Origin of the sequence: Sphingosinicella microcystinivorans (genome assembly GCF_027941835.1) — a bacterium.
In the GTDB taxonomy this organism is placed as follows: Bacteria; Pseudomonadota; Alphaproteobacteria; order Sphingomonadales; family Sphingomonadaceae; genus Sphingosinicella.
On sequence record NZ_CP116005.1, the window covers coordinates 3,379,471 to 3,392,896 of the forward strand.

Annotated in this window: 15 protein-coding genes; 7 read left to right on the forward strand and 8 right to left on the reverse strand. The window is 67.3% G+C overall.

Annotated features, from left to right (window positions below; translation table 11 throughout):
* Positions 1 to 2: 2 nt before the first annotated feature.
* The 4 genes from PE061_RS16220 to eno form a co-directional block, all read right to left on the reverse strand.
* Positions 3 to 1,388 carry a pyruvate dehydrogenase complex E1 component subunit beta gene (locus tag PE061_RS16220; RefSeq protein ID WP_271256265.1) on the reverse strand — a complete coding sequence of 462 codons (1,386 nt, stop codon included), beginning with the start codon at positions 1,386 to 1,388 and terminating at the stop codon, positions 3 to 5.
* Positions 1,388 to 2,395, reverse strand: coding sequence for a pyruvate dehydrogenase (acetyl-transferring) E1 component subunit alpha (gene pdhA, locus PE061_RS16225; protein WP_271256266.1), 1,008 nt, complete (start codon positions 2,393 to 2,395; stop codon positions 1,388 to 1,390). The genes PE061_RS16220 and pdhA overlap by 1 nt, the downstream gene beginning before the upstream one ends.
* Positions 2,396 to 2,591: 196 nt before the next feature.
* A complete protein-coding gene (locus tag PE061_RS16230; protein ID WP_271256267.1) occupies positions 2,592 to 2,906 on the reverse strand; it encodes an FtsB family cell division protein in 315 nt (104 codons plus the stop codon).
* Between the two features lie 39 nt (positions 2,907 to 2,945).
* The gene (gene eno / locus PE061_RS16235) at positions 2,946 to 4,226 is read right to left on the reverse strand and encodes a phosphopyruvate hydratase (protein WP_271256268.1); all 1,281 of its coding nucleotides are present in this window, start codon (positions 4,224 to 4,226) and stop codon (positions 2,946 to 2,948) included.
* A gap of 177 nt (positions 4,227 to 4,403) precedes the next feature.
* Here eno and PE061_RS16240 point away from each other — a divergent pair, with 177 nt between their 5' ends.
* From PE061_RS16240 to PE061_RS16250, 3 genes are read left to right on the forward strand one after another with little or no spacing between them, the layout of a single operon-like run.
* The gene (locus PE061_RS16240) at positions 4,404 to 4,832 is read left to right on the forward strand and encodes a hypothetical protein (protein WP_271256269.1); all 429 of its coding nucleotides are present in this window, start codon (positions 4,404 to 4,406) and stop codon (positions 4,830 to 4,832) included.
* A gap of 14 nt (positions 4,833 to 4,846) precedes the next feature.
* Complete coding sequence (locus PE061_RS16245; protein WP_271256270.1) at positions 4,847 to 5,203, forward strand: phage holin family protein; 357 nt, start codon at positions 4,847 to 4,849, stop codon at positions 5,201 to 5,203.
* Positions 5,200 to 6,069 (forward strand): hypothetical protein, encoded by an 870-nt coding sequence (locus PE061_RS16250; protein WP_271256271.1) that lies wholly within the window; start codon positions 5,200 to 5,202, stop codon positions 6,067 to 6,069. The genes PE061_RS16245 and PE061_RS16250 overlap by 4 nt, the downstream gene beginning before the upstream one ends.
* A gap of 7 nt (positions 6,070 to 6,076) precedes the next feature.
* Here PE061_RS16250 and PE061_RS16255 read toward each other — a convergent pair whose 3' ends face one another.
* Positions 6,077 to 7,027: a DUF2336 domain-containing protein gene (locus tag PE061_RS16255; protein WP_271256272.1), complete on the reverse strand. Its 951-nt coding sequence runs from the start codon at positions 7,025 to 7,027 to the stop codon at positions 6,077 to 6,079.
* Positions 7,028 to 7,118: 91 nt separating this feature from the next.
* Between PE061_RS16255 and PE061_RS16260 the strand changes: the two genes are divergently transcribed.
* From PE061_RS16260 to PE061_RS16275, 4 genes are read left to right on the forward strand one after another with little or no spacing between them, the layout of a single operon-like run.
* Positions 7,119 to 7,502, forward strand: coding sequence for a c-type cytochrome (locus PE061_RS16260; protein ID WP_271256273.1), 384 nt, complete (start codon positions 7,119 to 7,121; stop codon positions 7,500 to 7,502).
* A gap of 28 nt (positions 7,503 to 7,530) precedes the next feature.
* A complete protein-coding gene (locus PE061_RS16265) occupies positions 7,531 to 8,160 on the forward strand; it encodes an MlaC/ttg2D family ABC transporter substrate-binding protein (RefSeq protein WP_271256274.1) in 630 nt (209 codons plus the stop codon).
* A complete protein-coding gene (locus PE061_RS16270) occupies positions 8,157 to 8,726 on the forward strand; it encodes a gamma carbonic anhydrase family protein (RefSeq protein WP_271256275.1) in 570 nt (189 codons plus the stop codon). The genes PE061_RS16265 and PE061_RS16270 overlap by 4 nt, the downstream gene beginning before the upstream one ends.
* Before the next feature lie 9 nt (positions 8,727 to 8,735).
* Complete coding sequence (locus PE061_RS16275) at positions 8,736 to 8,975, forward strand: DUF4170 domain-containing protein (protein ID WP_271256276.1); 240 nt, start codon at positions 8,736 to 8,738, stop codon at positions 8,973 to 8,975.
* Here the strand turns inward: PE061_RS16275 and PE061_RS16280 are convergent.
* From PE061_RS16280 to carB, 3 genes are all read right to left on the reverse strand, one after another.
* The gene (locus PE061_RS16280) at positions 8,972 to 9,583 is read right to left on the reverse strand and encodes a rhomboid family intramembrane serine protease (protein ID WP_271256277.1); all 612 of its coding nucleotides are present in this window, start codon (positions 9,581 to 9,583) and stop codon (positions 8,972 to 8,974) included. The two genes, PE061_RS16275 and PE061_RS16280, sit on opposite strands and share 4 nt — an antisense overlap.
* 29 nt (positions 9,584 to 9,612) lie before the next feature.
* Complete coding sequence (greA, locus tag PE061_RS16285) at positions 9,613 to 10,092, reverse strand: transcription elongation factor GreA (RefSeq protein ID WP_271256278.1); 480 nt, start codon at positions 10,090 to 10,092, stop codon at positions 9,613 to 9,615.
* A gap of 87 nt (positions 10,093 to 10,179) precedes the next feature.
* Positions 10,180 to 13,425, reverse strand: a complete 3,246-nt coding sequence (gene carB, locus PE061_RS16290; RefSeq protein ID WP_271256279.1) for a carbamoyl-phosphate synthase large subunit — start codon at positions 13,423 to 13,425, stop codon at positions 10,180 to 10,182.
* Between the last annotated feature and the right edge of the window lies 1 nt (position 13,426).

Consider the following 13,426-nt stretch of genomic DNA (forward strand, 5'->3'; position numbering starts at 1 on the left):
GTTCAGTCCTTGTAGGTGACGCGCTTGGCGGCGGCGACAACGTCGGCAGCCTTCACGAGTGCGGCTTTTTCGAGGTTCGCGGCGTAGGGCAGCGGAACGTCGGCATTGGTGACGCGGAGGACGGGCGCATCGAGATCGTCGAAGCCCTCTTCCATCACGATCGCCATGATTTCCGAGGCGATCGCGCACTGCGGCCAGCCTTCCTCGACGACGACCATGCGGTTCGTCTTCCTGAGGCTGGCGAGCACCGTCGCACGGTCGAGCGGGCGCAGCGTGCGCAGATCGACGACCTCGGCCTCGATCCCCTCCTCCGCCAGCGTCTTCGCCGCTTCGAGCGCGACCCCGACGCCGATCGAGTAGGAGACGAGGGTGACGTCGATGCCCTCGCGCGCGATCCGCGCCTTGCCGATCGGAAGCACGTAGTCGTCGATCTCGGGCACGTCGAAGCTCTGGCCGTAGAGCAGCTCGTTTTCGAGGAACACGACCGGATCGGGCGAGCGGATCGCCGCCTTCAGCAGCCCCTTCGCGTCCGCCGCGCTGTACGGCGCGATGACGATGAGGCCGGGCACGCTCGCGTACCACGGGGCGTAGTTCTGGCTGTGCTGCGCCGCGACGCGCGCCGCCGCCCCGTTCGGCCCGCGGAACACCATCGGGCAGCGCATCTGGCCGCCCGACATGTAGTTGGTCTTGGCGGCCGAGTTCACGATGTGGTCGATCGCCTGCATGGCGAAGTTGAAGGTCATGAACTCGACGATCGGCCTCAGGCCGCCCATCGCCGCACCGGTGCCGACGCCCGCGAACCCGTATTCGGTGATCGGCGTGTCGATGACGCGCGTGGGGCCGAACTCCTCGAGCAGGCCCTGCGTCACCTTGTAGGCGCCCTGATATTCGGCGACCTCCTCGCCCATCACGAACACGCGGCCGTCGGCGCGCATCTCCTCGGCCATCGCGTCGCGCAGCGCCTCGCGCACCGTCATGCGGCGCAGGTTGGTGCCCGCCGGGATTTCAGGATCGTTCGCGACTTCCGGCTGCGGAGTCGGGATGGCCCTGGCGCCGGAGGGGGCTTCGACCTTCTGCTCCGGGTGCTTCGCGGGAGACTCTTGCTTCGCTTCGGGCGGTTCGGCCTTGGCGGGGGCAGCCTCGCCCTCGCCGTCGTCGATCACCGCGATCAGCGTGCCGACGGCAACGCCGTCCGAGCCCGCGGGCACGAGGATCTTCGAGAGGACGCCGCCCTCGTCGGTCTCCAGCTCCATCGTCGCCTTGTCGGTCTCGATCTCGGCGATGACGTCGCCGGGCTTCACCGCGTCGCCTTCCTTCACCAGCCACTTGGCCAGCGTCCCCTCCTCCATCGTCGGGGACATGGCGGGCAGCTTGATCTCGATCGCCATCAGTAGCTCCCCACCAGAACGTCGGTATAAAGCTCGGACAGTTCCGGCTCGGGCGTCTGCTCGGCGAAGTCGGCGGAATCGTTGACGATGGCCCGTACCTCCTTCTCGATGTCCTTGAGCTTCGCCTCGTCCACCCCGGCGGCGAGCAGGTGCTTCTTCGCGGCCTCGATCGGGTCGGACTTCTCGCGCATTTCCTGCACTTCTTCGCGCGAGCGGTACTTCGCGGGGTCGGACATGGAGTGGCCGCGATAGCGGTAGGTCTTCAGCTCCAGCAGCAGCGGCCCCTTCCCCGCGCGCACCCAGTCGATCGCCATCTCGGCGGCGCCGCGCACTTCGAGCACGTCCATGCCGTTCACCTGCACGCCCTCGATGCGGAAGCTTTCGCCGCGGCGGTAAAGCTGGTCCTCGGCGCTGGCGCGGTTGACGCTGGTGCCCATTGCGTACTGGTTGTTCTCGACGATGTAGACCACGGGCAGCTTCCACAACTCCGCCATGTTGAAGCTCTCGTAGACCTGCCCCTGGTTGGCGGCGCCGTCGCCGAAGTAGGTGAGGCAGACGTTGCCGTCGCCCTTGTACTTGTGCGCGAACGCAAGGCCGGTGCCGAGCGGCACCTGCGCGGCGACGATGCCGTGGCCGCCGTAGAAGCCGTGCTCGACGCTGAACATGTGCATCGAGCCGCCCTTGCCCTTGGAGATGCCGGCGGCGCGGCCGGTCAGCTCCGCCATCACCGCCCGCGATTCGATGCCGCAGGCGAGCATGTGGCCGTGGTCGCGGTAGCCGGTGATGACGCTGTCCCCGGCTTTCAGCGCGGACTGGAGGCCGACGACGACGGCCTCCTGCCCGATGTAGAGATGGCAGAAGCCGCCGATCAGCCCCATGCCGTAAAGCTGGCCCGCCTTTTCCTCGAAACGGCGGATGAGCAGCATCTGGCGGTAGAAATCGAGGAGTTCGTCGACGCTCGCCTTGTAGGGCGAATAATCGGGCAGCCGGTCCAGCCCCTCGCGCACCTCCGATTTCCGGTGCGTCGCCGTCGCGGTCTTGCTCTTGCATGCGGCAGGTTTGGGCTTGGGCGCGGTTTTCGCCTCTTTGGTTCGCGGAGCGATGATCCCCTCCTCTGTTTCGCAGGGTAAAGTTTTTTACTTCACCGCCGCTATACGTGCGACCGCGTGTAAAGTTCAAGCACGGGCCGCAACCCGCGCCGCTTTATTTGTCGAGACGGATGACGAATTCGTCCTCGCGGACGAGGCCCAGATTTTCGCGCACGAGTTCGTCGGCGAGGTCGGGATCGACCTTGGCGGGATCGAGGAGCGCGACCTTGCGCTCGAGGTCGGCCTTGCGCTTGGCGACGGCCTCGGCCTCACGGGCGAGACGCGTCTGCTCGGCCTTGTAGCCGCCGAGCGCGAGGATGCCCGTGTCGCCCGCCACGGCGTGCCATCCGAAGAACGCGACGAGCCCGATGCACAGCGCCGGGAGCCACGCGGAACGGATGTAGGAGACAAGGCGGACGGGTTCGCTCACGCCCGCCTTTGAATCACGCGAATCCCGATGATTCAAGCGTTATTTTGCACGCAGAATCGATCGGCCCGCATATATGGCCGCATCGCCCAGCTCCTCGGCGATGCGGATGAGCTGGTTGTACTTCGCGAGCCGGTCCGAACGCGCCATGCTACCGGTCTTGATCTGGCCGCAGTTGGTCGCGACGGCGAGGTCGGCGATCGTCGCGTCCTCGGTCTCGCCGGAGCGGTGCGACATCACCGCGGTGTACCGTGCCCGCTGCGCCATGTTCACCGCTTCGAGCGTCTCGGAGAGTGTACCGATCTGGTTAACTTTCACCAGAATGGAGTTCGCGGTGCCCTTCGCGATGCCGTCGGCGAGGCGCGCGGGGTTGGTCACGAACAGGTCGTCGCCGACGAGCTGGACGCGCTCGCCGAGCCGGTCGGTGAGCAGCTTCCAGCCGTCCCAGTCGTCCTCGCCTATGCCGTCCTCGATCGAGAGGATCGGGTAGCGGTCGCAAAGGCCGGCGAGGAAATCGACCATCGCGGCCGACGACAGCGACTTGCCCTCCCCCGTCATCTCGTACTTGCCGTCCTTGTGGAACTCGGTCGCCGCGCAGTCGAGCGCCAGCATCACCTCGTCGCCCGGCCTGAACCCGGCCTTCTCGACCGCGCCCATGATGAAGTCGAGCGCGGCTTCGGCGCTGGCGAGGTTCGGCGCGAAGCCGCCCTCGTCGCCGACCGCGGTCGCAAGGCCCTTGTCGTGCAGCGCCGTCTTCAGCGTGTGGAAGATCTCCGCGCCCCAGCGCAGCCCCTCGCCGAAGCTGTCCGCGCCGACCGGCATGATCATGAATTCCTGGAAGTCGATCGGGTTGTCGGCGTGGGCGCCGCCGTTCAGGATGTTCATCATCGGCACCGGCAGCACGCTCGCCGAGACGCCGCCGACGTAGCGGTAGAGCGGCAGCCCGCGCGAGTCCGCCGCCGCCTTCGCCGCCGCGAGGCTGACGCCGAGGATGGCGTTCGCGCCGAGCCGCGCCTTGTTCGGCGTGCCGTCGAGCGCGATCAGCGTGCTGTCGAGGTCGAGCTGGTCCTCGGCGTCCATGCCGAGCAGCGCGTCCTGAATCTCACCGTCGACGGCGGCCACGGCCTTCTCGACGCCCTTGCCGAGCCAGCGGCTCTTGTCGCCGTCGCGCAGCTCGACCGCCTCGTAGGCGCCCGTCGAGGCGCCCGAGGGCACGGCGGCGCGGCCGAAGGCGCCATCCTCCAGCGTCACCTCGACCTCCACGGTCGGGTTGCCGCGGCTGTCGAGAATCTGTCTGGCATGGATGTCGATGATCGCGGTCATGGCGTCGCTCCGGCTGATGGAAATGTCTTGCGTGCGCGCTCTTAATCAGCCTCGGCGTGCGGGGCAACGCCGCTTGTTCGGCCCTTGCCGCGAAGCCGCCTTGTTTTTGCCCGCGACGGAACCAACATCCGGTCCTATTGTTGTACTACAGCCCCTGTAAGCCCGAAAGGAACTGGCATGTCCGACACTCTTCCCGCGCCTGCTGCCGACGATCCTGCGCCCCCGAAGACGGACCGGCTGGCCACCATCAAGGCCGAAGCCGGCAAGCTGAAAACCGAAGCCTCGACGAAGGCGCGCAGCGCTGCCGAGGAAGGCAAGGCCAAGGCCGCCGAAACGCTGGGCAGCGTCTCGCACGTCACGCGCGAGGCCGCCGACAAGCTGAAGGGCACGCAGGCCGAGCCGCTTGCGAACATCATCAATTCGGCCGCCGATTCAGTGGAATCCTTCGCGCATCGGATGCGCGAGAAGTCGGTCGACGACATCATCGACGACACGCGCGAACTGGTGCGCCGCTCGCCCGTGCTGGTGATCGCCGTGGCCGCCGCGGCGGGCTTCATCGTCTCGCGGTTCCTGAAGGCCAGTCGCGGCAGCGACACAGAGGCCTGAGAGGACCAACAGGGGTGGCCGATCAGAACGTAAAGATCTCCGACCTCTTCGAGCGCCTCGTCGACGAGGGTGGCGACCTGTTGCAGGCGGAGGTCCGCATCGCCGAGGCGAAGATCGCGCGGCGGTTGCAGCTTGCGCGCTTGCCGCTCGGCCTGCTCAGCGCCTCGGTCGCGCTGGCGTTCGTGGCGCTGATGGGGCTGGCGACGGCGCTCGTCGTGCTGCTCGGGCCCCATGTCGGCTTCTTCCTCGCGGTGGTGATCGTCACGCTGATTGCCGCCGGGGCGTCGTGGCTGTTGTTCGTTGAAGGACGCAGACGTCTCGAAATCGTGGTCGAGCCCCCGTCCCTGCTGCGCAACCGGAGCGAAAAGTGAACGACAAGACCGTCGATACGGCACTCTACGAAGCGGACGCCGCCGAGGCGCGGCGACGCATCGCGCTCACCCTCGGCGAGATCCGGCACCGGCTCGATCCCCGCACGATCGCCAACGAGGCGATCGACGCGGCAACCGAACGCGGGGCGGAAATCATCGCGCGCGGCCGTCAGGCGGCGCGCAACAATCTCGGCGCGATCTCCATCGCCGGTGCGCTTGCCGGCATGATGGCCGGCGCGCGGCATTATCGGAAAGACAGAAAGGCACCCGCCATGACCCAGTACGACGACGAACTCGGTAACGAAGCGCCGGGCAAGGACCGGCTGGAGAGCGTGAAGCAGACCGCGCAGCACGTTCGCGAAACCGTGACGCACAAGGCGCAGGCCGCGCGCGAGGTGGCGGGCGAAACGCTCGCCTCGGCGCGGCAACACGCGGGCGACGCGTGGGAAACGGCGCGCGAGCGCGCGGCGGACTATTCGGAGCGTGCGAAGGCGCAAGCCGCGAAGGCGCGCGAGCGCACCGTGGAAAGCGTCGACCAGAACCCGCTCACCGCCGTGCTCGCGGGCGCGGCGCTCGGCGCGATCATCGGCGCGCTGCTGCCGCGCAGCGACCGCGAGAACCGCACCATCGGCCCGGTCCGCGACAAGCTCGCGTCGACGGCGCGCGGCGCGGCCAGGGCGGCGCGCACCGCCGGCGAGGCGAAGCTTGCCGAGCTCGGCATCAAGGAAGCCGCCAAGCTGCGCTTCAGCGAGATCAAGGAAGGCGCGGCCGAGGTCGCAAAGTCGGCGACCTCCGCGGTCCGCGGGAAGAGCAAGGCGGTCAACGGCAGCAAGGCCGAGGACGACAGCCCGGCCGAACTCGCCTGAACTGTAGCTAGGCGGCGGCGGGCACCACCTCGTCGATTTCCGACGGCACGAGGCCGACCTCGCGCAGCATCCGCCGCGCGGAGTCGGGATGTTCGAACGCTTCGACGACGAGGCCGTAGCGTATCCCGGTGAGCCGCGACACCACCGCCTGCATCAGCTCGCGGTCGCCGAGCCGCCCAGCGCGGATGACGAGCGAGGGCTGGAGCTTCCCCGCGGCGTGGAGCTGGTCGACCATGGCGATGAGGTCGAGCACGTCCGTCTCGCCCCCGCCGAGAATGAACGCCGCGCCTTCCGAAACCTGCGAAAGCCCTTCGGCGAACTGCCGGAAGCGGTCCCCCTCGCCCGTCATGCGCGCCCGGAGGCGGCTGGAGACCAGCGCGACGAGCCGCTCCGCGATGGCAAGCGGCAGCGACGGGCGGTCGGCGAGCGGCAGCGCCACCGCCTCCTCGTCGCCGAAGCGCTCGACGGCGCGCGCCATCGCGGGTTCCGCGATGTCCGCGCCGGCGTTGGCGGCAAGCGTCGACACCGCCCGCACCTCGGCGTGTTCGACGATCGCGGCCGAGACCGGCTCGCGCACCACGGGCCGCGCGGCGATCGCCACGCGGTGCTCCTCGCTGCGCGATTTCACGATCTCGACGAGCATGTCGTCGTCGAGAAGGTCGCTCGCCTTCAGGATCGGCTCGGCGACCTCGATGACGTCGTGCGCCATGCGCAGCGCGACGTCCTGCGGGATGTCGTTGCTGGAGGCGATGGTCTGCGCCAGCGCCTTGCGCACCTCCACCTCGACGTCGTGGGCGATCGCGCGCACGATGTCGTCCGCGATGCCGCGCTCGCGGTCGCCCAGCAGGCGCCGTGTGTAGCTGTGCCCAAGCTTGCGCGCGAGCACGCGCCGGGCATCCGCGTCCGGATTCTCCTGCAGCCGCTCGACGTCGGCAAGGGAGGGCAGAAGCGGGTCCATCCCTTTACAATAGCCCGAAAAACATTACCGATTAATCGCCGATTCACGGGGGATCGCGCATTCCATCCGCATGGAAAAGAAAGTTACGCACATGAAGACGCACGCTGTTGGACTGGTTGCCCTTTCAGCTTTTGCCGTGCTGGTTTCCGGCCCGGCTGCCGCTGCTGACGGAGCGCAACTGTTCAAGAGCCGCTGCGGCATCTGCCATTGGGACCCGGCGCAGGCGGACGAAAAACCGCGCCAGGGGCCGACGCTCAAGAAGCTGATCGGCCGCACCGCGGGCACGGAAAAGAGCTTCCCGCGCTATTCGCCGGCCATGAAGAAGGCCGGTTTCGCGTGGACGGCGGACAAGCTCGACTCCTATCTCGAAAACCCGCGCACGACGGTTCCGGGAACCACGATGGCCTTTGTCGGGTTGAAGAAGCCTGACGAGCGCAAGGCGGTCGTCGACTATCTCTTGAAGGCGGCGCGCTGAGCGGCGCCGGGTTTACGGAGTTTCATCTATGGTCATTCGCGCTATCGCGATCCTTCTCGCCTCGGCGGCCGTCGCCACATCCGCGCCGGGCCTTGCGGCAGCGGCGGCGCCGACGGCGCCGGCCGACAACGGCAAGGCCGCCGGTGCCTTCATTTCCGACCTCGCCCAGCGCGCCTACGGCGTGCTTCGCGACAAGTCGAACGACCGCAATGCCGTGCGGAGCCAGTTCCGGGCGCTGCTGAAGGAGAACTTCGCGATCACCGACATCGGCAACCGCCTGATCCGCCGCCACGTGCGGACGATCAGCAAGCAGCAGTACCAGGCCTATCAGGCGGCGTTCCCGGACTATGTGGTCGACACCTACACCGACAACCTGTTCGAGTTCGCCGACAGCGAGCTCAGGATCGTGCGCACCGTGCCGCGCGGCACGCGCGGGACCATCGACGTCTATGCCCGCGTCACCCGCAAGAACGGCGCGCAGCCGATCGATTCGATCTGGACGGTGAAGAAGACCGAAAGCGGCAAGTATCTCGTCGACAACCTCACCGTCGCCGGCGTGAACCTGTCGCTCACGCAGGAGGCCGACTTCACCGCCTATATCCAGAAGAACGGCTTCGACGCGCTCCTCCAGTTCATGAAAGACCGCAAGTCCGCATGACATCCGTCGTCGACCGCGAAGCTGCGGCGTTCATCCACCCGTCGGCGCAGCTTTACGGCCGCATCCGTTTCGAGGAGGGTGCCTCGGTCTGGTGCAACGCGGTCATGCGGTCGGAAGCGGAGCATATCCGCATCGGGCGCTTCACGAACATCCAGGACTTCGTGATGGTCCACGCCGAGCCGGGCCGCGCGGTGGAGATCGGCGATTATTGCTCGATCACGCACCACGCGACGATCCACGGCTGCAAGCTCGGCAACAACGTCCTCGTCGGCGTAAACGCCACGATCTTCAACGATGCCGTGATCGGCGACAACAGCATCGTCGGCCAGCACGCCTTCGTGCGCGACGGCACCGAGGTACCGCCGAACAGCATCGTCGTCGGTTCGCCCGCAAGGGTGATCCGCACCCAGAACAGCTGGATCGCGAACCGCGTGAACGCCCTCATCTACCACCGCAACGCGGTCGCCTACGCGAAGGGCGACCACAGGGCCTGGGACGGCCCGGACTTCGAACGCTGGCTCGGCGCGACGCTGGAACGCTTGCAGCGCGAGTTCGAGGCGCTATAGCGCACTCTCATGGACCAGACCGAAAAACAGAAATTGCACCTCGTGTTCGGCGGACGCGTGAAAGACCCGCGCGGGCTCGACTTCGAAAACCTGTCCGCGCTCGACATCGTCGGCATCTTTCCGGACTTCAAGAGCGCGGAAAACGCGTGGCGCGCCAACGCGCAGCGGACCGTGGACGACGCGGAGATGAAGTACGTCGTCGTGCACCTGCACCGGCTGCTGGAGCCGGACGCGGATCCTTCCGCCTAGCGAAACCGCCGCGCGATCGCGGCACGGGCCAGCGGCAGCGCGACGATCAGGCCCGCCACGAAGCCGCCGACATGCGCGCCGATGGCAATGCCGCCGCCGTCCGTATTGAAAACGAGGCCGGTTGCGATCTGGAGGCCGATCCAGAGCGCGGCAAGCTGCATCGCGCGCGCGAACTCGCCCTTCCCGCCCGAGCGGCCGAAGATCATGGCGTGCGCGGCGAACACGCCCGAGATCGCACCGCTCGCGCCGACGACCGGGATCGGCGAGCCGGGATCGAGCGCGACCTGCACCAGCCCGCCCGCGATCCCCGAGACGAAGAACAGCAGCAGGTAGCGCCAGCGGCCGAGCACCGCCTCGACAAACCGGCCGATCCACGCGAGGAACAGCATGTTGAAGGCGAGGTGCGCCCAGCTCGCGTGCAGGAAGATCGAGGACACGAGCGTCGCCGGGGCGGGAAGCGCGTGGTCATAGACGAGGCTGCCGCTGATCCGCGCCGGGATCAGCCCGCCGCCCATGCTGACCGCCGTCTCGAAACCCGGCCCGCCGAGCGTCACCGCGAGGTGGATCAGCACGCAGGCGATGACGATCGCGCGGGTCGCGAGATCCACGCGTTCAGTCTCCACCGCGATCAGGCCTTTCAGATGAAGCTGAGCTTGGCGATCTCGTAGTACCTGTCGCCGGACGGGGTCGAGACCTCGACCTCTTCGCCGACGCGGCGCCCGATGAGCGCGCGGCCGAGCGGCGACGTGTACGAGATGCGGCCCTGCTTGGCATCGGCCTCGTAAGGGCCGACGATCTGGTAGACGACCTTCTTGTCGTCCTCGTCGAGCAGGTCGACGGTGGCGCCGAACACGACCTTGTCGCCCGAAAGCGTCGTCGGGTCGATCACCTGCGCGCGGGCGAGCTGGTCTTCCAGCTCGATGATCTGCGCCTCGATCTGGCCCTGGCGTTCCTTCGCCGCGTGATACTCGGCGTTCTCGGAAAGGTCGCCGTGCGCGCGCGCCTCCTCGATGGCCTGCACCACCTCGGGACGGTCGACCGTCTTCAGCTTTTGCAGTTCGGCCTGCATCTTCGCATGACCGGACGGCAGGATCGGAAGCTTTTCAAGCGTCGCCATGTTCGTAACCCACTCCTCAGCCCACTCCCCCGGCAAACCGGCCCCTCGGCGGAAAATCCGCCGTCTCTTCGCCAGAACTGTCGGGGATCAGGTATCGAGGTCTGAATAGTAAGATTGCAGCGAGCGGACTGCAAGGGGTTGTTGTCGCATCGCCCGGATGGCCATGACCGCCGCCAGCGATTCCGCCGCCGTCGTATAGTAAGGAACCTTGCCGTACAGCGCCGAGGCGCGGATCGACTGCGAGTCCTTCAGGCTCTGCGCGCCCTCGGTGGTGTTGAAGATGAGGTCGATGTCGCCGTCCTTGATGCGGTCGACGATGTGCGGCCGCCCCTCCAGCACCTTGTTGACCTGCTCGACCTCCAGCCCCTCGTCCGCCAGAAAGCGTGCCGTTCCGGACGTGGCGACGATGCGGAACCCGAGCTCCACGAGCCCGCGCGCGGCCGTCAGCGCCGCGGGCTTGTCGCTGTCCTTCACCGAGACGAACACCGTGCCGCCATCGGGAAGCACCACGCCGGCGGCAAGCTGGCTCTTGGCGAAAGCAGTGGCGAAATCGGCGTCGATGCCCATCACCTCGCCCGTGGACTTCATCTCCGGCCCGAGGATCGGGTCCACGCCGGGGAAGCGCGCGAACGGGAACACGGCCTCCTTCACGGCGATATAGGGGATGTTGCGGTTGATCGGGCCGAACGAGGCCAGCGCCTCGCCCGCCATCACGCGCGCCGCGATCTTGGCGATCGGCCGCCCGATCGCCTTGGCGACGAACGGCACCGTGCGGCTGGCGCGCGGGTTCACCTCGATGAGGTACACGGTGCCGTCCTTGACGGCATATTGCACGTTCATCAGGCCCTTGACGCTGAGCGCCTTGGCGAGCGCGACCGTCTGCCGTTCGATCTCGGCGACGACCTCTTCGGAAAGGCTGTAGGGCGGCAGCGAGCAGGCGCTGTCGCCGGAATGGACGCCGGCTTCCTCGATGTGCTGGAGCACGCCCGCGACGACGACATCCGTGCCGTCCGAAAGCGCATCGACGTCGACCTCGACCGCGTCGCGCAGGTACTGGTCCACGAGAACCGGCGAACTGCCGGACACCTTCACCGCCGTCGCGATGTAGGTTTCGAGCTGCGCCTGGTTCTCCACGACCTCCATCGCGCGGCCGCCGAGCACGTAGGACGGGCGCAGCAGCACCGGGTAGCCGATGCGGTCGGCCTCGCGGATCGCTTCTTCGAGGCTGCGCGCAAGACCGTTCGAGGGCTGCCTGAGGCCGAGGTCGCCGACGAGCTTCGCGAAGCGCTCGCGGTCCTCGGCGAGGTCGATGGCGTCGGGCGAGGTGCCGAGAATCGGGATGCCCGCGTCCTCCAGCCCCTGCGCGAGCTTGAGCGGCGTCTGCCCGCCGAACTGCACGATGACGCCTACAAGCGTGCCGTTCGACATCTCGACGTTCAGGATTTCGAGCACGTCCTCGGTGGTCAGCGGCTCGAAATAGAGGCGGTCCGACGTGTCGTAGTCGGTGGAGACCGTCTCCGGGTTGCAGTTGATCATGATGGTTTCGTAGCCCGCCTCGTCGAGCGCGAAGCAGGCGTGGCAGCAGCAGTAGTCGAACTCGATGCCCTGCCCGATGCGGTTCGGGCCGCCGCCGAGAATCACGACCTTCTTCGCGTCCGTCGGGTGGCTTTCGTCCTCCGGCACGCCGAAGCTCGGCGCCTCGTAGGTCGAATACATGTAGGGCGTCTTCGCCTCGAACTCCGCGGCGCAGGTGTCGATGCGCTTGAACACCGGGCGGACGCCGAGCCCGCGGCGCTGCTCCGCGACCGCAGCCTCGTGCCAGCCGACGAGCGTCGCCAGCCGCGCATCCGAAAAGCCCATCGCCTTCAGCGCGCGGAAACCGTCCGCGTCCTTGGGGAGGCCGTTTTCGCGAACCTTTTCCTCGGCTTCCACGATCTCGCGGATACGCGCGATGAACCACGGGTCGTAGGCGGACAGGCGGTGGATGTCCGCGTCCGAAATGCCGCGCCGGACCGCCTCGGCGACGACGAGCAGCCGGTCCGGCGTCGCGAGCGCAAGCGCCGCTTCCACCTCGTCGTTGCCCGCGCCCGCCAGCGCCTCGACCTCGTCGAAGCCGGTCAGCCCGGTTTCAAGGCCGCGCAGCGCTTTCTGCATACTCTCGTGGATCGAGCGGCCGATCGCCATCACCTCGCCCACCGACTTCATCGCCGTGGTGAGTGTGTTCGGCGTGCCCTTGAACTTCTCGAACGCGAAGCGCGGGATCTTGGTGACGACGTAGTCGATCGTCGGCTCGAAGCTCGCGGGCGTCGCGCCGGTGATGTCGTTCTCGATCTCGTCGAGCGTATAGCCGACCGCGAGCTTCGCCGCGACCTTGGCGATCGGGAAGCCGGTCGCCTTCGAGGCAAGCGCCGAGGAACGCGACACGCGCGGGTTCATCTCGATGACGACGAGGCGGCCATCCTTCGGGTTGACTGCGAACTGGACGTTCGAACCACCTGTTTCCACGCCGATTTCACGCAGGACCGCGATGCTCGCGTTCCGCATGATCTGGTATTCCTTGTCGGTCAGCGTCAGCGCCGGGGCGACGGTGATGCTGTCGCCCGTGTGGACGCCCATCGGGTCAACGTTCTCGATCGAACAGATGATGATGGCGTTGTCGTTCCGGTCGCGGACGACCTCCATCTCATACTCTTTCCAGCCGAGCAGCGATTCCTCGATCAGCACCTCGGTGGTCGGGCTGGCGTCGAGCCCCTTGCGGACGATCTCCTCGAACTCCTCGCGGTTGTAGGCGACGCCGCCGCCGGTGCCGCCGAGCGTGAAGGACGGGCGGATGATCGCGGGCAGGCCCACCTTCTCCAGCCCTTCGAGCGCCTCGTCGAGCGTATGCGCGATGGCGGAGCGCGCGGATTCGAGGCCGATCTTGTCCATCGCCTCGCGGAACTTCAGCCGGTCCTCGGCCTTGTCGATGGCCTCGGCGTCGGCGCCGATCAGCTTCACGCCGTATTTTTCGAGCGTGCCGTCGCGCGCCAGCGCCAGCGCCGTGTTGAGCGCCGTCTGCCCGCCCATCGTCGGCAGCACGGCGTCGGGCCGCTCCTTCTCGATCACCTTGGCGACGATCTCGGGCGTGATCGGCTCCACGTAGGTCGCGTCGGCGAGGTCTGGATCGGTCATGATCGTCGCCGGGTTCGAGTTGACGAGAATGATCCGGTAGCCCTCTTCCTTCAGCGCCTTGCAGGCCTGCGTGCCCGAATAGTCGAACTCGCACGCCTGCCCGATGACGATGGGTCCCGCGCCGATGATGAGGATGGAGGAGATGTCCGTGCGTTTGGGCATG

Coding starts and splice junctions, on each gene's coding strand:
- PE061_RS16220 (WP_271256265.1), bottom strand. CDS start 1,388: ATGGCGATCGAGATCAAGCTGCCCGCCATGTCCCCGACGATGGAGGAG.
- eno (WP_271256268.1), bottom strand. CDS start 4,226: ATGACCGCGATCATCGACATCCATGCCAGACAGATTCTCGACAGCCGC.
- PE061_RS16240 (WP_271256269.1), top strand. CDS start 4,404: ATGTCCGACACTCTTCCCGCGCCTGCTGCCGACGATCCTGCGCCCCCG.
- PE061_RS16255 (WP_271256272.1), bottom strand. CDS start 7,027: ATGGACCCGCTTCTGCCCTCCCTTGCCGACGTCGAGCGGCTGCAGGAG.
- PE061_RS16260 (WP_271256273.1), top strand. CDS start 7,119: ATGAAGACGCACGCTGTTGGACTGGTTGCCCTTTCAGCTTTTGCCGTG.
- PE061_RS16265 (WP_271256274.1), top strand. CDS start 7,531: ATGGTCATTCGCGCTATCGCGATCCTTCTCGCCTCGGCGGCCGTCGCC.
- PE061_RS16270 (WP_271256275.1), top strand. CDS start 8,157: ATGACATCCGTCGTCGACCGCGAAGCTGCGGCGTTCATCCACCCGTCG.
- PE061_RS16275 (WP_271256276.1), top strand. CDS start 8,736: ATGGACCAGACCGAAAAACAGAAATTGCACCTCGTGTTCGGCGGACGC.
- greA (WP_271256278.1), bottom strand. CDS start 10,092: ATGGCGACGCTTGAAAAGCTTCCGATCCTGCCGTCCGGTCATGCGAAG.
- carB (WP_271256279.1), bottom strand. CDS start 13,425: ATGCCCAAACGCACGGACATCTCCTCCATCCTCATCATCGGCGCGGGA.